The 17,823-nt window shown below is 37.4% G+C and carries 17 protein-coding genes; 11 read left to right on the top strand and 6 right to left on the bottom strand.

All coding sequences use genetic code 11. The features are described 5' to 3' along the window. Positions 1–102 precede the first annotated feature (102 nt). A complete protein-coding gene (locus tag KVT27_RS18775; RefSeq protein ID WP_217581756.1) occupies positions 103–948 on the bottom strand; it encodes an oxidoreductase in 846 nt (281 codons plus the stop codon). Positions 949–1,169: 221 nt separating this feature from the next. Between KVT27_RS18775 and KVT27_RS18770 the strand changes: the two genes are divergently transcribed. The 5 genes from KVT27_RS18770 to KVT27_RS18750 all read left to right on the top strand — a co-directional run bounded on the left by KVT27_RS18770 (position 1,170) and on the right by KVT27_RS18750 (position 5,493). Then, positions 1,170–2,216, top strand: a complete 1,047-nt coding sequence (locus tag KVT27_RS18770; protein WP_036122783.1) for a PseG/SpsG family protein — start codon at positions 1,170–1,172, stop codon at positions 2,214–2,216. Between the two features lie 204 nt (positions 2,217–2,420). Next, positions 2,421–2,606, top strand: a complete 186-nt coding sequence (locus KVT27_RS18765) for an SE1832 family protein (RefSeq protein ID WP_008176146.1) — start codon at positions 2,421–2,423, stop codon at positions 2,604–2,606. 34 nt (positions 2,607–2,640) lie between these two features. Continuing rightward, positions 2,641–4,206 (top strand): ABC-F family ATP-binding cassette domain-containing protein, encoded by a 1,566-nt coding sequence (locus KVT27_RS18760; protein ID WP_036122779.1) that lies wholly within the window; start codon positions 2,641–2,643, stop codon positions 4,204–4,206. Positions 4,207–4,618: 412 nt separating this feature from the next. Continuing rightward, positions 4,619–5,023 (top strand): transcriptional regulator Spx, encoded by a 405-nt coding sequence (gene spx, locus KVT27_RS18755; protein WP_008176149.1) that lies wholly within the window; start codon positions 4,619–4,621, stop codon positions 5,021–5,023. A gap of 23 nt (positions 5,024–5,046) precedes the next feature. Further along, positions 5,047–5,493, top strand: a complete 447-nt coding sequence (locus tag KVT27_RS18750) for a MarR family winged helix-turn-helix transcriptional regulator (protein WP_008176151.1) — start codon at positions 5,047–5,049, stop codon at positions 5,491–5,493. Between the two features lie 113 nt (positions 5,494–5,606). On the opposite strand, the gene KVT27_RS18745 is transcribed toward KVT27_RS18750, so the two are convergent. Further along, a complete protein-coding gene (locus tag KVT27_RS18745; protein ID WP_008176154.1) occupies positions 5,607–6,155 on the bottom strand; it encodes an RNA polymerase sigma factor in 549 nt (182 codons plus the stop codon). Between the two features lie 313 nt (positions 6,156–6,468). After that, positions 6,469–7,602, bottom strand: coding sequence for a LuxR C-terminal-related transcriptional regulator (locus KVT27_RS18740; RefSeq protein WP_217581755.1), 1,134 nt, complete (start codon positions 7,600–7,602; stop codon positions 6,469–6,471). 193 nt (positions 7,603–7,795) lie between these two features. Between KVT27_RS18740 and KVT27_RS18735 the strand changes: the two genes are divergently transcribed. The 4 genes from KVT27_RS18735 to KVT27_RS18720 all read left to right on the top strand — a co-directional run bounded on the left by KVT27_RS18735 (position 7,796) and on the right by KVT27_RS18720 (position 12,173). Next, complete coding sequence (locus KVT27_RS18735) at positions 7,796–8,551, top strand: SDR family NAD(P)-dependent oxidoreductase (RefSeq protein ID WP_217581754.1); 756 nt, start codon at positions 7,796–7,798, stop codon at positions 8,549–8,551. A 20-nt stretch (positions 8,552–8,571) separates the two neighbouring features. After that, positions 8,572–9,315, top strand: coding sequence for an SDR family NAD(P)-dependent oxidoreductase (locus KVT27_RS18730; RefSeq protein ID WP_036122770.1), 744 nt, complete (start codon positions 8,572–8,574; stop codon positions 9,313–9,315). 291 nt (positions 9,316–9,606) lie between these two features. Further along, on the top strand, positions 9,607–10,533 hold the full coding sequence (epsC, locus tag KVT27_RS18725) for a serine O-acetyltransferase EpsC (protein WP_025115502.1): 927 nt from the start codon (positions 9,607–9,609) through the stop codon (positions 10,531–10,533). 257 nt (positions 10,534–10,790) lie between these two features. Next, on the top strand, positions 10,791–12,173 hold the full coding sequence (locus KVT27_RS18720) for a dipeptidase (protein WP_036122767.1): 1,383 nt from the start codon (positions 10,791–10,793) through the stop codon (positions 12,171–12,173). A gap of 66 nt (positions 12,174–12,239) precedes the next feature. On the opposite strand, the gene KVT27_RS18715 is transcribed toward KVT27_RS18720, so the two are convergent. Together KVT27_RS18715 and KVT27_RS18710 are read right to left on the bottom strand one after the other, a co-directional pair. Further along, positions 12,240–12,812: a nitroreductase family protein gene (locus KVT27_RS18715; RefSeq protein ID WP_036122764.1), complete on the bottom strand. Its 573-nt coding sequence runs from the start codon at positions 12,810–12,812 to the stop codon at positions 12,240–12,242. 94 nt (positions 12,813–12,906) lie between these two features. Continuing rightward, complete coding sequence (locus tag KVT27_RS18710) at positions 12,907–13,401, bottom strand: amidase domain-containing protein (RefSeq protein WP_036122761.1); 495 nt, start codon at positions 13,399–13,401, stop codon at positions 12,907–12,909. A gap of 182 nt (positions 13,402–13,583) precedes the next feature. Between KVT27_RS18710 and KVT27_RS18705 the strand changes: the two genes are divergently transcribed. After that, positions 13,584–14,606, top strand: coding sequence for a DUF2804 domain-containing protein (locus KVT27_RS18705; RefSeq protein WP_036127564.1), 1,023 nt, complete (start codon positions 13,584–13,586; stop codon positions 14,604–14,606). An 86-nt stretch (positions 14,607–14,692) separates the two neighbouring features. Here the strand turns inward: KVT27_RS18705 and KVT27_RS18700 are convergent, their stop codons facing one another. Further along, a complete protein-coding gene (locus KVT27_RS18700) occupies positions 14,693–15,409 on the bottom strand; it encodes a glycerophosphodiester phosphodiesterase (protein WP_036145466.1) in 717 nt (238 codons plus the stop codon). A gap of 152 nt (positions 15,410–15,561) precedes the next feature. Here KVT27_RS18700 and helD point away from each other — a divergent pair, with 152 nt between their 5' ends. After that, the gene (helD, locus tag KVT27_RS18695; RefSeq protein WP_217581753.1) at positions 15,562–17,790 is read left to right on the top strand and encodes an RNA polymerase recycling motor HelD; all 2,229 of its coding nucleotides are present in this window, start codon (positions 15,562–15,564) and stop codon (positions 17,788–17,790) included. Positions 17,791–17,823: the final 33 nt, after the last annotated feature.

Here is a 17,823-nt window from a genome sequence, read left to right as displayed (position 1 = left end):
ATTCATCTTCTACAATAATATTGTAACAAATGAAAAGTGGCTCGGAAAGAATAGGAATGAGGAAAGCAAGAAATTCAGTCTTTAGGCGGAAAGTAAGAAAAGTTACTCTTTATCATCTGGTCGAAAATGAACTTCTTTATCGACAACCTTATCGTGGATAGTATATTTCTCACGGTCAATCACTACATCGCGATTAACCTTTTCCTCTTCATGAAGCGAATCTGCTTTTTTAACTTTATCCCAATTAAATAATGTCTCCCTCGAAACATCTTCTTCTGCCGTTTCAGGAAATGCCGATATTGCTAATTCATGAGAAGGATAAATCGTCACTAGTTGTTGCTTACCGTGTAGCGCAATAATCATCATTGCCTTTGCTACTTGAGAGGCTTCAATAGCTCTAAATCGCTTTAGTGGTCCTATTAACAAAGGCTTGGCTAGTTTTAATACCTTTTCTCCTACCTTCTCCCCTAAACGAAATTCATTTCGTTCTCCTACTAAGAGTGAAGGTCGAATAATAGAAAGCTGCTGTAAGCCCAACTCCATTAAATCATGTTCTAGCTTTCCTTTAACTCGGTTGTAGTAAAAAGGAGAACTCTCGTTAGCCCCCATTGCAGTGATGACCAGAAAATGGGGAATCCCACGCTTTTTCGCCAATGAAGCAATCGCTAAAGGATATTCAAAATCTACCTTTTCGAACGCCTTTCGAGAACCTGCCTTTTTTATAGTTGTGCCTAAACAGCAATATAGTTCATGCGCAAATGCTATATCTTGTTCCTCTAACCTATCAAAATCACGAATTTTCACTTCTAGCTTGGGATGCTTAAAAGTTGGTGTTCTTCTCGCGATTACTGTCACGGATACATATTCATCATTTTCACATAATTGTTCTACTAGAGAGGAGCCCACTAATCCAGTTGCTCCAACCACAATTGCAGCACGCATACCCATACTTCTTCCCACCTTTCATCATCACCATCTTTGATATGTATCTTAATAAACTCACTATATATATCGACCACTTTTTTAATGATTAAAAGTTATTTATCGTACCTATAAGATAGCTATTTGAAAGATTTATTTAAAAAGATCATTTATCAAATCCTAAATTTTACACATACTTGCTCTTTCTTCGCCATAATTTAAAGAGACAGAGAAAGGGTGGGATACATTTGCAAAACGAAACGCAAGCAATAGTACCGAAAAAAACGATTGTTTTCATTATTGAAAGCTGTATTGATAAAGGGCTGTATCCTTTTGAACGGGTTTCAACATTAGCTAAACTTCTGACGAATGAGAAGGTTTTTATATTTGTAAAAACTCCTTCAAATGACGGGATTCAAATTTTAATAAATGAAGGTCTAACCCCCGTTTTATTTGATCATTTTAATGAGCTTCCTAAGCAAATGAAAGGCATCCAGCCAGATTTAATTGTCAGAGATGGCCGCAATTCCGAGGCTTTGCAAGTACAGGATTTACGACCTTTCTGCAAAACAATTATTCACTTTGATGATTTTGGTGAAGGTGGTCAAGCCTGTGACTGTGTACTACTAGCACTCTATCACGAGGTAAAAGATTATTTACCGTCTCATTATATTGGCGGGAGCTTTGTTTTTGCACTACCCGAAGACTATCAAAACTTTAGCGATAGACCTGAAAGCAAAACACCTGAAAATCCTCCCCATATCGTTGTAGCTTTTGAAGATGGGGACGAGCATAATTTAACCTATCGTACACTTCGACACTTAACACAGCTCCAAATTCCACTACAAATCACAGTTATGATTGACGACAGCTACCGCCATGCTATAGACGACTTGCAAATGATGGTTTTAAGTCGTCGCAACACAGCCATCCTTCGTGATAAAAACGCGCTTCTCAAGCTTTTACCAAAAGCAGATGTTATTATTTGCAATGCCAATTATACGCCTTACAAAATTGCCTCTTATGGTGTGCCATGCATTACGCTTGCACAATCGGAGGCAGAGCTATTACATGCTTTCCCAAGAGAACAGAACGGTTTTATTCATCTAGGGCTAGGTCGTAAAATGAAACAATCACAAATACAAAATGCTGTTATGGAGTTTCTTTTACATGAAGCACGCAGTGAACGTGCCGTAAAAAAACAACGCCAGCTCAATCTCGTTAGTAATAATGAAACACTCTTAGAACTACTTTTAGACTTTGCTTATGATCGTCATAATATCGCTTCTACTTAGTGCTACTTCAAAGACGATTATGATACAATATATAAGAAATTTTCACTTTAGTATCTCATCTTATAAAAGTTGGGACTTAGGTAAGTTCAAATTTTTTCAGTTCCCGATTGATTTTAATGACTAAGCGGTGGGGGATCAATAAAACCCCCATCGCTTTTTACACGCATTCGCTATACAAATATTCTTAAAAAAGGAGCAACCATCATGCCAACCAAAAATGATTTAGAATATCAAATTAAAGAATTAAAAATGGACTATATCAATTTACAAGGCGATATTGAAAAACTTGAGTCTACAGGACACAACGATCAAGTAGCACAGGCAGAGCAACGTCTTGCAAATATGGAATCGAAGCTTGCAGAGCTGAATAAGCAACTTGCAGAACTATAAAATGTAAACTTGAAAGACAGTTGGAGGAACATATATGGCAATTTTAACAGTAGAAAATTTAGGTCATTCATTCGGAGATCGTACACTTTTTAAAGATGTATCGTTTCGTTTAGTAGAGGGTGATCATATTGGGCTCGTTGGGGCAAATGGTGTAGGTAAATCAACTTTAATGGGCATTATCACTGGTCAAACAATTCATGATGAGGGAAAAGTGGAATGGCTCCCCGGTACACATTATGGTTATTTAGATCAACATACAGTACTCACAGCTGGTAGAACGATGCGCGATGTATTGCGTGACGCATTTCTACCCTTGTATAAAAAAGAAGAGGAACTCAATGAAATTACAGGTAAGATGGCTGAAGCTACACCTGAAGAATTAGAAGTTCTATTAGAGCAAATGGCTGAAGTTCAAGATGCGTTAGATGCAGGTGACTTCTATTCACTCGATATGAAAATTGAAGAAGTTGCGCGCGGACTTGGGCTCGATGCTATTGGCTTGGAGCGAGATGTGGCTGCTCTTTCTGGTGGTCAACGTACAAAGGTTTTACTAGCTAAGCTGTTATTAGAAAAACCAAAAGTTCTATTATTAGACGAGCCTACAAACTATCTTGATGAAGAACATATTACATGGCTAAAAAACTATTTAAAGAACTATCCATATGCCTTCTTATTAATTTCGCATGATACAGAATTTATGAACGAGACAGTGGATGTCATCTTCCAACTTGAATTTTCAAAGTTAACTCGTTATACAGCAACATACGAAAAATTCTTAGAGCTTGCTGAAATCAATAAGCGTCAGCATATTGACGCGTATGAAAAACAACAAGAATTCATCAAGAAGCAAGAGGATTTTATTGCCAAAAATAAAGCGCGATACTCTACTACTGGCCGTGCCAAGTCTCGTGCCAAGCAGCTTGACCGTTTAGAGCGAATTGATCGCCCAGAAACTGCTGTAAAGCCTGAGTTCGGTTTTAAAGAAGCACGTTCATCTGGTCGCTATGTTGTAGAGGCTGAAAATTTGGTGATTGGTTATGATAAAGACAAGCCATTACTTCCCCCACTCACTTTTGCGATTGAACGAGGAGAGAAGATCGCTTTAGTCGGCATGAATGGTGTAGGTAAATCAACATTATTGAAAACAATGCTTGGTAAAATTAATCCTCTAAATGGCAAAGTGATTCGAGGAGATTACCTTTATCCCTCTTACTTCGAACAAGAAGTAAAAGCGGAAAAGATCACACCAATTGATGATGTTTGGAATGCCTTCCCTTCAATGGAGCAAGCACAAGTACGTGCTGCCTTAGCGAAGGCTGGCTTAAAGACTGATCACATTACACGTCCACTGAATTCATTATCGGGTGGAGAGCAAGCGAAAGTTCGTTTATGTAAATTAATGATGGAAGAGGCAAACTGGCTTCTATTTGACGAACCAACGAACCATTTAGATGTGGATGCAAAAAATGAATTAAAACGTGCGATGAAAGAATTTAAAGGCACTATTGTACTTGTAAGTCACGAACCTGATTTCTATGATGGTCTCGCTACGAAGGTCTGGGATGTTCAAGATTGGTTTACTTCTGGACAACAAGGCTAAATATAAAAGGGTAGTCTCAAATATCATTTGGGACCACCCTTTTTTTCATTTGCGAAATTCCACAAATAATTCTAAGTTTTTATGTATACTTCTCGTCATTTAAACATACTATAATCAGTGGACTGATATTTGTTAGCTTGTCATTTCTCTCCTCTTGGACAAGCCTATGCTTCATGTAGTCCCTATTCAATTTCCCTAAACTTACATCATTGTAAGCTGTGAAAATGAAACTTTTTTATGATGATCTTCGTATATGTTAATATACCTGAAAAAAATCATGGTGTTATAGATATTTTTTTAAATAGCTATTGATTTATATATAGCTTACTAGTAAGATATACATATAAACATTTTACCTTACTAATAAGATATTTATAAAATATAATCTAAAAAAGAAAGCGAGGAATGAAGAATGACAGTTACAATTTACTCACAAGCGAGCTGTTCTTCATCCAGAAAAGCACTTAAATGGTTAAAAGATCACAATATTGAATATAAAGAAAAACGTATCACTTCTCATCCACTTACTCTTGCAGAGTTTAAAGAAATTTTAAGCATGACTGAAGATGGAACAGATGAAATTATCGCAACAAATTCGAATGATTTTAAAAACTTAAATATCGATATCGACCAACTTTCTATTCAGGAGCTATTTGCTATTATTCAAGCACATCCAAGAATGTTACGTAGCCCTATTTTAATAGATGAAAAACGTATTCAAGTTGGTTACAATGAGATGGACATCCGCCGTTTTATCCCGCGCAAAGTACGTGCTTACGAATTAAATGCGATGACAAGATTGGCACAAGAAAGTTAAAACAGTTTTGGAGATGACCTTCTATGGATCAAGAAAAACAAAAAGCCATTACCTCGTTGTTTGAAGTTGTTTCATCTATTGAGCGTAAGTGGGCGAACGAGTGGAATAATCATAATGCGCTCGGCTTTTCAAAATCCCATATTTTAATTTTAGACTACTTATCGCAGGAGGGCCCGAAACGCCCTTCTGCTATTGCTGAGCGGTTAAAGGTAACGACAGGTGGCGTCACCGTTTTAACAACGAAGCTTATCAACGCTGGCTTTATTGAAAAAACACAGCACGCTACGGATCGACGAGCATCACAGCTCGTTATTACTTCTGAGGGCGAGAGCATCTTAAAAGAGTCTCGCCAACAAGTGAGTGAAATTATCAACAATATGTTTGGAATGCTCACTGCTGAAGAACTGCAAACATTGCGCACTATTTTTTCAAAATGTCTATTGGATGTAGAATCCAATCGTCCAGAATAAAGTCTTAACCATAAAAAGATGCATCGCAATAATATGCGAATGCATCTTTTTTTAGATTAGTCGACCGAATACTTCCGTCTAAGTACATATGGTGTGCGACCAATCAGCTTTAATCATGCTGGTAGCACAGATTCCACAATGGCCGTATCAGACATAAGCATTTCTTTTAATCGAGCCTTTGCACGGAATAAACGAGATTTCACAGTACCAATGGAAACTTTCATAATCGTAGAAATTTCTGCAAGTGAATATTGGTCTATGTAGAAATACCATAAAGTCTTTCTATAAATGCCATCTAATTGCTCCATTTTATCTTGTACGAGTTTTGTGACAATATCCTTTTCAACCTTTTCTTCTGTCGAAATTTCATTATTGGGAACCAAATCTAATATCGGTACGTCTAATGTTTCAGGTTGGTTCATCATATATTTACTGCGACGAACCTTTTTACGATAGCGATCTCTGAAAGTATTCATTGTAATAGTTGTAAGCCAAGCCTTAATATGCTCTACTTCAGCTACGCTGTCTTCATAGCGCACGACCTTTACCCAAACTTCTTGCATTAAATCTTCAGCCTCTACATTATTGCGAGTTAGTTTTAAACATAAGTGATATATATAACGATTGTATTCCTCGTATACGCCTTCTAATTTTTCATTCATTGTGTATGCCTCCGCTTCTTGTTCTTGCTTCTATACACATTCTCGCAAAATAATGTATTACACTCTATCGTATTGGCTTTCAATTTCATTACAATCGTGTAAGCTTAAACGCTTTTGCTTGTAATATTCGTAAAAAATGTTTTACTACTATATTACTCAACCTGTAAAACACGGCTCTATAACATTAAACCTCTATTTTGATTGCTATATTTTAAATAATAATTATTATCTAAAAATTAAAAATCTGCCACTTTAACAATGACTTGTAAAGTAAGCAGATATATATTACGGATTACACATTTATTTCCCTTGGCTAACTTAATAGCCCTAAACGAAAAGCGGAAGCAACGACCTGTGTTCGATTTTTAGCTTTCAGCTTTGTCATTAAACTACTTACATAATCTCTTACCGTATGCTCACTTAGAAATAGTAATCCCCCAATTTTTTTATTATCATATCCCTCTGCAAGCAAACCTAAAATCATGGACTCCCTTTCTGTTAAGTGAAGTTCTGTATTCTTTTCAACCTTTTCACCCTTACGTGATAAAAATAACCCCAACCGCTTCCCTACTTCTTCAAGTAACAATAACTCATCCTTTGTACAATCAAATTCTTCACCTAGCTGATCAAATGTCAGCCAACCAAATAATTGATCCTGTTGAATAATTGGGATAAATATAATCGACGATAAATTAAATAATTGTATATGTTCCTCCTTCACATAATTTTTGGGGTTTTTTAAATAGATAGGTTTTCTTGAGCCAAGAACTGTATTTTCACCGGTCAGCTCCCCTTTCATGCTTTGAACCTTTGGAAGCTCTGCACCAATAACCCCGTAAAATTGATTGGACCATGGCACATAGGCATAAAATACACATCTTTTATAACTAAAATACTCTTCACATTTCTTTAAGATATAAGCTAAATCCTGATAACCAGAGGAACTGATAAGCAATTTATCAAGTTTATCCAGCAATTGCAGCTGTCTCAACTCCTCATTTTCAGGGGTAGTTCTACGACTATTTTTATGATCTACTTCGGCATCACAGTAAAGCTGTACTAAAAATGTAAAAATCGATAATACATACATTAGTATGGTATTCATTCGACTAATTTTCTGCTGAATCATAAAAGTGATCAATGATTTCTCTAAAATCAATTGGAATAGAAGAAAGCTTCTCGTATCGATAATGGATAGCTGCGATTGAAGCCATGTCTTAAAAAAACTTCTAAAATCATCATGAAGCTCTTCGATATTCGTATGCGTCATTAAACGTAGAAACGAATCCAGTAGCATTGCCACCCTTTCTCGATCGGCTTCAGCAATAGAAGGTTCTAGATTGAGGTAAATATTCGTATTCTCTTCAATTTGTTTATTATGAATTTTGATGAATAACACAAATTCCTGAAGTGTCATTTCTTCAAAGGATTGAAATGAGTGTGTCATAGGAAATTCCTCTCCTTCATACTAAAAATACCCCTATAAATGGAGGATACTCACTCCCTATATTATACAGCATCTTATAGGATAGTATTTCAAATTGAAAGGAGTAAGATGAAGGTATCGCTAAAATAAAGCGAATACTTTTAAATCCTAAGGTAACCATATAACCAGAAATAATGGAAGGTGCGTGCTTGAAATGAGATTGGAAAATAAAGTAGCCGTTATTACAGGTGGAGGTACAGGCATCGGGAAAGAAACTGCACTATTATTTGCGAAAGAAGGAGCAAAAATAGTCATTACTGATATAAATGAACATTCTGGGAACGAAACCGTTAGTGATATCCAAGCAATTGGAGGCGAAGCATTATTTATACGTCATGATGTAAGCAATGAAGATGATTGGAAAAAAGTTGCAAATGAAGCGCTTCATACATTTAATAAAGTTGATATCCTTTTCAACAATGCAGGCATTTATATAATTAAACCACTTGCGGAAATTGAACTTTCTGACTGGAATCGCTTAATGTCCATCAATGTAACTGGTGTTTTCCTTGGTATGAAACATATCATGCCGCTGATGGCTAAACAAAATAAAGGCTCTGTCATTAATGCATCTTCCATTGCAGGCTTAACAGGTGCTGCTGGACATGTTTTATATGGCGCTAGTAAAGGTGCTGTGCGTATTATGACCAAAGATGCAGCAATGGAATATGCCCCATATGGCGTACGCGTAAACTCTATTCACCCTGGCTATATCGATACAGGAATGGCCGATTATGCATCTGCAACAACTGGAAGCTCTAAAGATGAATTAGGAAAAAACTTATTCCCATTAGGACGTTTAGGTTCTGTAAAAGAAGTGGCTCAAACAGTGCTGTTCTTAGCTTCTGATGAATCCTCCTTCTCAACAGGTGGCGAATTTGTTATTGATGGTGGAGCAACAGCAAAATAAATATTAAGGTGGTCATTGACATGAAATTAGCAGATAAAGTAGCAATCGTCACAGGTGGCGCTAGCGGTATCGGTGAGGCAACAGTTCGCCTCTTCGCCCAAGAAGGAGCACAAGTAGTCATTGCCGATTTTTCAGAGCGAGGACAAAACATCTCTGAACAATTAAATAACGATGGTTATGATACGCTCTTCGTAAAAACAGATGTAACAAGCGAAGAAGATATTAAAAACATGATAAAGGAAACTATTAATAAATACGGAAAACTTGATATTATGTACGCGAATGCAGGTGTAGCTGACGATGCACCCGCTCACGAGTTATCTTTTGAAAAATGGAAAAGAACCATTGATATTAATTTATCCGGAGTATTTCTTTCTGATAAATATGCCATCGAACAATTCCTTGCGCAAGGAACGGGTGGTGTCATTGTTAATGCTGGCTCTATCCATAGTTTTGTTGCCTTACCAAATCCAACAGCCTATTCATCTGCAAAAGGTGGTGTAAAACTATTAACACAAAACCTTTGCACAGCTTATGCAAAACAAGGTATTCGCGTAAATGCTGTATGTCCTGGCTATATCGACACACCTCTATTGGCTGAAGTAGACGCTCAAAAGAAAGAATATTTAGCTTCCCTTCATCCGCAAGGTCGACTTGGTAAACCAGAAGAGATTGCCAAAGCTGTTTTATTCTTAGCAAGCGATGATGCAAGCTTTGTTAATGGTACAACACTCCTTGTTGATGGCGGCTATACTGCTCACTAATAAAAAATTCACGGGTCTGAATTCGGTATTGTTCCGGAATCAGACTCTTTTTATTTGATTAAAATTCTCCCAGTGCAAATCGGTCTAGATCATACCAAGAAGCAGTAAGCTTTAAAACCAGTCGTATTTTATGGTAAAACAATATAAGATTATTTAATTGCAACTCCACATGCAGGTATTTTTTCTATAATATAAATATTAATATATTTTAAAGCTAAAAGAGTTGCTATTACATGAAATGCTTTGTACTTTTATTACATCAGTTATTATGAAATTGAGGGGTGTTTTACAATGAGTTTAAATGATTGGCTAAATGAAAAGGTCCCAGAAATTACAAGTTCATTAAGTGATATTAACCGGCAGTATGTTGATATTGAAAATTCAATTGGCTTTGTTGGGCGCAATCAAATTTATAAAATCTTAGATAATTTTCATGAAGTACTGTTCCCAGGTATCCATACTGCTCCGCCGATCGATACTACACGCGTCAATATTGTAAGTAGTAATAAACTGCGTGAAACGGCATTGGATTTACGTGATATTATCGAAAAAGTTTTAATTTACAATTTGGAGTACAACAGCAATCTTGAAAACTGTACTTGTCAAGCGGATGCAGATCGTATTGTGATGGATTTAATTTCACAATTCCCAAAAATTCGTAAAACCTTGCAAACAGATATTCAGGCAGCGTACAACGGAGATCCTGCTGCCCTTTCTACAGAGGAAATTTTACTAAGTTATCCATCAATTGTTGCGGTATACATTCACCGTATTGCACATGAATTATATGAAGTGGGCGTACCAATTGTCCCACGTATTATGTCTGAGTATGCACATAGTTTAACAGGAATTGATATTCACCCAGGAGCGACAATTGGTGAATCCTTCTTTATCGATCACGGCACAGGTGTCGTAATCGGTGAGACATGTATAATCGGCAATAATGTTAAAATATACCAAAGCGTAACATTAGGGGCATTAAGCTTCCCTCTTGATGAAAATGGTAATCCAATTAAAGGAATTAAACGTCATCCGAATATTGAAGATAATGTTGTTATTTATGCAGGTGCAACCATTTTAGGTGGCGAAACGACAATTGGTCACGATTCGGTGCTAGGCAGTAACATTTGGCTAATGAATTCAATACCACCATATTCCCGTGTGTACAACTCACCACCAACACCTAACATCAGTAGTAGTAAATCGAAAAATGTTTAATACACACTCTCTTTAAGTAGATAAAAATTGCACTCACCTATAGACGACTATCGAAAGACACTGTAAAGAATTTTTTCTACAGTGTCTTTCATTGTACATAGCTAAAGACATTCAAAAACAACCATTGGCCTTGTTATAAAAATGGTTGATGTCCCCCTATTAGAGCTTTTTTATTTATGAACCCATGTTAATACTTTCTAGTTTTGATATGCTATACTATTTCTATTATCGAAATATATTAGAAAGAGGGATGCTAGATGACAAATTTACAGCAAATTGATGCTTATTTTGCTGAACATCGTGAGGCTCATTTAAACGAATTGAAAGAATTTTTACAAATTCCAAGTATTAGTTCTTTATCTGAGCATAAGGAAGATATCCAGCATGCTGCACAATGGCTTGCTAATGCATTTGAAAAATTAAATCTTGAGAATATCTCAATTACACAAACTGCAGGTCACCCAGTTGTCTATGCCGATTGGTTACATGCAGAAGGCAAACCAACTGTATTATTTTATGGTCACTACGATGTACAACCTGTTGATCCCCTAAATTTATGGGAGAGCGAACCGTTCAATCCTACCATTCGTGACAATAAATTATTCGCTCGTGGTGCTAGTGATGATAAAGGGCAAGTATTTATGCACTTAAAAATGATTGAAGCTTTATTTGCAACAACAGGAACTTTACCTGTGAACGTTAAATTTATTTATGAAGGTGAAGAAGAAATCGGTAGTCCGCATCTACCTTCCTTTGTTGAGGAATATAAGGAAAAATTAGCGTCGGATCTCATTTTAATTTCTGATACTGGACTTTATGGTCCTGGTAAACCTGCAGTATGCTATGGCTTACGTGGTTTAGCAGGCATTCAAATTGACGTGCGTGGAGCTAAAGGAGATTTACACTCAGGTCTCTATGGTGGAGGTGTGCAAAATGCCATCCACGCATTAGCTGAAATATTAGCATCCTTCCGTGACGAGCATGGCACCATTCAAGTGGAAGGTTTCTACGATAATGTATTACCTTTAACAGAGGAAGAACGTGAAGCTTATCGTGCGCTTAATTTTGATGAGGAGTCAGTAAAACAAGAGGTCGGTGTAAAAGAACTATTTGGTGAGCATGGATTTACCTACCTAGAACGTACTTGGGCTCGTCCAACATTAGAGGTTAATGGGGTCTTTGGTGGTTTCTCGGGAGAAGGCATCAAAACGGTATTACCTGCTGAAGCAGGCGCTAAAATTACATGCCGTCTCGTTCCAAATCAAGAGCCGGACGAAATCGTTGCGCTATTAAAAGCCCACGTTGAAAAGCATAAACCTGCTGGAGTGGAAATTAACATTTCGGAGTTCGATAAAGGCCCTGCATTCTTAACACCATTTGATCATCCATTCATTCAGGCAGCTGGACGTTCTTACGAAAAGGTTTATCATGTACCTACTGCTTACACACGTGGTGGCGGTTCTATCCCTATCGTCGCTGCATTTGATGAAATTTTAGAAATCCCTGTAGTATTAATGGGCTTCGGTTTATCTAGTGAAAACTTCCATGCACCTAATGAGCATTTCCATTTAGAAAACTTCGATAAAGGTTTACGCGTTTTAAGTGATTATTTATATGAAGTTTCGGAATTACAAAAATAATTTTCTATTCCATAACAAATCCCCTCACCTACTTCAGCGAGGGGATTTTCTTTGCTTTTTAGGCGATTACTCACCAAAAACTGTCACTATTTCAGCCGATTTTTTACGATCTTTCCCTTTTGGTACCTCATCAAAATAACCTACTTGTAGCATCGCAATAACACGTTCTCCAGGCTGTATCTTTAAAGCTTCGCGGAACTTAGGATTATCTAAAAAGCCTGGTGTTTTCCAGCAAGAGCCTATCCCTCTATCCCATGCTAACAGTTGCATATTTTGAATAAAGATACTCGCTGCTCCATAATCCTCTAAACGTTCTTTTTGACGCGCATCCTCCGGTACGATAACAAAAGCATAGCCACCAGGTAACGTAAATTTCAACATCTGCTTCGCCAAGTCTTCACTTAAAAGCTCTTGCCATTTTGGAATCGTCAGGTCGCGTAATAAATGATGTAGATTTTCTAATTCCTTACCACAGGCTACAACTAAACGCCAAGGCTCACGGTTACCGTGGTTGGGTGCCCAAACTGCATCGTCGATAATAGCCAATAAATCATCACGATCTACAGGCTGACCATTAAATTTTTTAATGGAACGACGTTGAATAATTGCATCTCTAACCGATAAAAATTGTTCGCTCATATATCCATTCTCCTTCTACCACAAGACAACTTTTAAGTTTATCTCTTCTACCTTCACATTATCATAAAATGATATGCTTTAAAACTACCTCATCTTAAGCAAAGCTATCCTCTATATGATAGAAAAAGTAAGTCATGCTCGGCGTATACGCAGTGGAGTCCTCATAGAAATACGGTCGATTAATACTATCCGATGTATGAGCATTTACATAAGGAATGCCGTTTTGAATACTTGTAACAATAACAGAGTGATCGATTTTCCCATTTCCTTGAAAATCATAAAAAATAACATCACCCAGCTCTAACTCTTCGGCGGTTTGCACACGTGTACCCTTCAACCCTGTCGTTGAACCTTCTAAATACCATCTTAAAGAATGTGCAACAGACCAGCTAAAGCTCCAATTCCCTTGTTGAATCCACCAGCCCTTATCTCTACTTGGTGCCCCTCGCATTGGTGCCCCACCAGCTAATAAACATTGAGATATATAGTTGGTACAGTCTACGTCAAAGTTAGGAAAAGCTGGATTGCGTCTATTCCACCATAAATTGGCATACTGTACAGCAGCCTGCCTATTATACATCTTTGCCATACATCTCCTCCTCATGCCATCATATGTCTCTTCAAGTATTTCTATTAGTTAGGTCCTTACTCATATTATTGTCGAAAATAGGTATAATCAGTATGTTCCTTTCCATTTTCAAGATCATTTTTGCTACAATAAGATTAAAAGAAATGCATGATTTTATTTTATGACCAGAAGGGATGTTAAATGTGAAGCAGCATGCTGAGAAAGAAATTTTACAGCCTACTCTTTTATGCGATAAAAAGGGGAATTTAAATCCAGCAGCCATCGGATTTGCACGTAAACCACTTATCAACAGCAATTTAAGCGGCCATCTTATGCGCAAAAAGAAATGGAACTATTGGTGTGTCTACGGTGATGAAATCTTATTTTCCGCTACGATTAGTCATCTAGATTATGCAGCAGTTTGCTTCGTCTATTTCCTTGAATATGAAACGCAGCGCTATTTCGAAAAAACGATTACCATTCCCTTAGGCGGCAAATTGAAAATGCCTACACAGGTTTTAGAGTCCGTATCGTTTAAAAATAGTGAAATGATGATTGATATATTATATGTACAAAATGAAACACATCTATCTGTTTCTATTCCAAATTTTGATGGCGATATTTTACGTGCAAAGCTCATCATTCAGCATCCCGCTACAGACGAAACCTTAAATGTTGTCATCCCTTGGAATCGTAAAACATTTCAATTTACAGGTAAGCATCATACACTCCCTACTTCAGGTGTGGTCACAATTGGTACTCGTCGTTATAATTTCTCGGCAGAAGAAAATTTTGCTGTCTTAGATTACGGTCGAGGTGTATGGCCGCGTGAAGCCGTATGGAATTGGGGAATGGCCTCTCAACGGGTCCGTGGAAGAAGAATTGGACTTAATTTAGGGGGAAAATGGACAGATGGCACAGGTATGACCGAAAATGCTGTTTTCGTTGATGGCAAAATGACAAAAATACATGAGGATTTATTATTTGATTATGATTCCGAAGATTATATGCAACGTTGGAAAGTAAAATCAAAATTCTCTCATCAAGTGTCACTAACCTTCTCTCCGTTTTTTGAACGTGTAGCCTACACAAATGCAAAACTAGTAAAATCAGAAGTACATCAATTATTTGGTTATTATGACGGTTCCATTTTGCTCGACAATGGTGAAACATTAGTTATTCGACAAATGCTTGGATGCATTGAGGAGCATCAGGCAAAGTGGTAACGAATCTTATAAAAGACGCCGCGTTCCGTGGGTATTACTTCATTTGTCATTCCACGGAATTCGAGCGCCACCCCCCTCACATTGCTCTAAGTAAGGGCTTTTAATATTTTCTCTGGGTCGTCAGTAAATATTGCTTGTATTCCAAGCTGCTGTAAATATCGAGCATCCCGCTCCTCGTTGACTGTATAAACACGTACAGTTGCCCCTTCAGCGAGCGCTAGTTTTACTGATTTGCGATACGCTGTAGGCAAACTAACGTGCAAGCCTTTAGCAGGAATAAGCGCAACATAAGTTGTAAAGTCTACTAAAACTTCAGCAAACAATGCAGCATTTTCAATATATGGTGCGATTTGTGCGACTGTTTGCAAAGATTCATGATTAAAAGAAGAGATAATAACTCTCTCTGTCATTTGTTGGGCAGCTACTTCCTTTAGAACTAATGCCTCGATCCCTTCATAGGCAAACACATCTGTTTTTAGTTCAATGTTAATGCGATGGTTTGTACCTGCAAATAGTTCTAAAACTTCCCCTAATGTGGGTATCACTTCTCCACTATAATCCAATGAGTACCATGAGCCAAAATCAAATGTACGTAATTGCTGTAATGTAAAATCCTTTACATAGCCTGAACCATTGGAGGTACGGTTAATGGTTTCATCATGAATAACAACTACCTCTTTATCTGCTGTTAAATGAACATCTAGCTCAATTCCAGCGATAGGAAGCTTAGATGCCGCTTGGAATGCAGCAATTGTATTTTCCGGGTAGCTTGCAGAAACACCTCTGTGTGCAAAAATATCCAAAATAATGAACCTCCTCTTTTAGTAACATTCATTCAAAACCTCTACGTAATAGTAACATATTCAGCTTTTAAGCTTTCACTTGATGGTAAATATTATATATAGTAGTATGATAATCTACTTTGAAATTGTAAGTACCTAGGAGGTGCTAAAAAATGACTGTAAAACATCCAGATTTTCAGACTGAAGTAGAGCGATTAGCGTATACCCAAAGTTATATGCAGCAAATTTTAAATGAGTCACAAAGAGATTTAAAATCCGCTCAAGAAAATATTCGGAAGTCGATGGCAGATCTTGATTACTTAGATTCTAGTTTGAGTTATTTAAACATCTTAACCAATGCCCGATTCTTTGAAATGGCCCGTAATCAAAAGGAAGGGCTAGAAGCCGTTCAAAAGAAGCCTTATTTTGCCAGAATCCATTTTCAAAAGACAGGTGACCCTGAAGAACTTCTTTACATTGGAAAAACCTCGTTATTTCATCGTGAAACACATGAGCCAATTATTGTCGATTGGCGCTCACCAGTAGCGAATGTCTATTATGATGGCCGTCTTGGTGACATGGAGTACGATGTCCGCGGAGAAATTCATAAAGGGCATCTATTTGCTAAGCGACAATATAAAATTGAAAATGGCGATTTGCTCGATATACGTGATATTGACTTAACTACGAACGATGAACTGTTACAAGAAGCATTGGCTGGTAAAGCTGATGTTCGTCTAACTGAAATTGTCTCGACAATCCAAAAAGAGCAGAATGAAATTATTCGCGCACATCTTCGTCAACCAATAATTGTCCAAGGAGCAGCAGGCAGTGGAAAAACCACCATCGCCCTACACCGAATATCCTATTTCCTCTACACAATGGGTGAGCATTTTAATCCTGAGCAGCTCATGATTTTAGCACCGAATAAGTTATTTATTGATTATATTGGAGATGTCTTACCAGAACTAGGCGTCGATAAAATATGCCAAACTACTTTTACCGATTACGTACTATCCGCCACTAAATTAAAATTAAAGCTTCAAAATCCAAATGAGCAATTAGAGTCGCTTGTAGCCGGAGGAAATTCTCAGCCATCTGCTTGGATTTCTGAAATGAAAGGCTCTCTTTATTATCGTGATGTTATCGAACGCTATATTCAAAAACTGGAGCAAGATATTGCAGAGCAATTTGAAGATGTTTATATTGAAAGATACTGTATCATGCGGGCTTCTCACCTTAAGAAGCTATTTTTATATGAATTTTCTTATATGCCAATCGAAAAACGACTGGCACATATTAAAAAAGTGTTAGCTAGCCATGTTCGTCAGAAGAAGCAGTCTGTTTTAGCTACACTCCATAAAAAATATGATGAAGCACTTGGAAAGGCATTAAATGGTATTCGAGATGATGAAAAACGGCGTCGTGTCGTAACAAAATTTATCGATGAACGAGATGAGCGAATTCCTGCTATTGAAAAAGAAGCCAAATCTACAGCAGCTGCTTATATGCGTCGCTTTACCAAACACAATATTAAAACTCTTTATCGTTCACTTCTCACCAATGCAGAGCTGTTAGCAGAACTGGCTCCTGAATGGCATTATCTCGAACAACAGCAATTTTTACAATCACATCGCAAGGAACAATGGGCACTTGAAGATTTAGCTGCACTTTATTATTTACAGGCGCGCTTAAAAGGCATCCCTGATGAATGGAAAATGCGCGTTGTCTTTATCGATGAGGTTCAAGACTATAGTCTATTTCAGCTTGCCGCTTTAAAAACAGGTTTGGATACGGATATGTTTACAATGGTTGGTGACTTAGCTCAAGGAATTCATAGCTATCGTTCATTAACTGCTTGGGAGCCTGTCCAAAGTTTATTCCCACGAGCAAGCTTTCGAACTTTGCAAAAAAGCTATCGTACAACCATTGAAATTATGGAAGTTGCTAATGAAATTTTAGCGCAAATGGATGAACAACTTCCGTTAGTGGAGCCTGTTGTTCGCCATGGCAACGTGCCAAGCTTTATTCAAGCGGATCAATTCGACGCCTTACAAATTAAAGGAATTTTTGAAACAATTCGGCAACATGGACATCGATCCATTGCTTTAATATGCAAAACAACTGCTGAAGCAATGATGATGCAAAAGGATTTAAAAGCTCACCAACTACCTGCACAGCTACTAACTGAAAATGACTCTATTAATCAGGAAATGTTGCTTGTTGTTCCAAGCCATCTAGCGAAAGGGCTTGAATTTGATGCGGTTATAGTAGCTGCGTTTGATACGCCCTTTTACGACACGCCCATTGATCGAAAGCTACTCTATGTAGCACTCACACGGGCAATGCATGAACTTTACTTAATAGGTCCCTCTAAAAATACATTTTTATTAGAAAATTAAAAAGTCGCTATAAGGCGACTTTTTTATACCTCA

The sequence above is a fragment of the Lysinibacillus sp. GbtcB16 genome, from assembly GCF_019091145.1.
GTDB lineage: Bacteria > Bacillota > Bacilli > Bacillales_A > Planococcaceae > Lysinibacillus > Lysinibacillus fusiformis.
The sequence above is the reverse complement of the archived record's forward strand: the minus strand, read 5'-3'. Positions and strand labels throughout refer to the sequence as shown.

Excerpts from the sequence above, each read along its gene's own strand:
- KVT27_RS18760 (WP_036122779.1), top strand. The coding sequence starts at position 2,641 with ATGGCAATTTTAACAGTAGAAAATTTAGGTCATTCATTCGGAGATCGT.
- KVT27_RS18745 (WP_008176154.1), bottom strand. The coding sequence starts at position 6,155 with ATGAATGAAAAATTAGAAGGCGTATACGAGGAATACAATCGTTATATA.
- KVT27_RS18750 (WP_008176151.1), top strand. The coding sequence starts at position 5,047 with ATGGATCAAGAAAAACAAAAAGCCATTACCTCGTTGTTTGAAGTTGTT.
- helD (WP_217581753.1), top strand. The coding sequence starts at position 15,562 with ATGACTGTAAAACATCCAGATTTTCAGACTGAAGTAGAGCGATTAGCG.
- epsC (WP_025115502.1), top strand. The coding sequence starts at position 9,607 with ATGAGTTTAAATGATTGGCTAAATGAAAAGGTCCCAGAAATTACAAGT.
- KVT27_RS18730 (WP_036122770.1), top strand. The coding sequence starts at position 8,572 with ATGAAATTAGCAGATAAAGTAGCAATCGTCACAGGTGGCGCTAGCGGT.
- spx (WP_008176149.1), top strand. The coding sequence starts at position 4,619 with ATGACAGTTACAATTTACTCACAAGCGAGCTGTTCTTCATCCAGAAAA.
- KVT27_RS18715 (WP_036122764.1), bottom strand. The coding sequence starts at position 12,812 with ATGAGCGAACAATTTTTATCGGTTAGAGATGCAATTATTCAACGTCGT.
- KVT27_RS18775 (WP_217581756.1), bottom strand. The coding sequence starts at position 948 with ATGGGTATGCGTGCTGCAATTGTGGTTGGAGCAACTGGATTAGTGGGC.
- KVT27_RS18720 (WP_036122767.1), top strand. The coding sequence starts at position 10,791 with ATGACAAATTTACAGCAAATTGATGCTTATTTTGCTGAACATCGTGAG.
- KVT27_RS18740 (WP_217581755.1), bottom strand. The coding sequence starts at position 7,602 with ATGACACACTCATTTCAATCCTTTGAAGAAATGACACTTCAGGAATTT.
- KVT27_RS18710 (WP_036122761.1), bottom strand. The coding sequence starts at position 13,401 with ATGGCAAAGATGTATAATAGGCAGGCTGCTGTACAGTATGCCAATTTA.
- KVT27_RS18765 (WP_008176146.1), top strand. The coding sequence starts at position 2,421 with ATGCCAACCAAAAATGATTTAGAATATCAAATTAAAGAATTAAAAATG.
- KVT27_RS18735 (WP_217581754.1), top strand. The coding sequence starts at position 7,796 with ATGAGATTGGAAAATAAAGTAGCCGTTATTACAGGTGGAGGTACAGGC.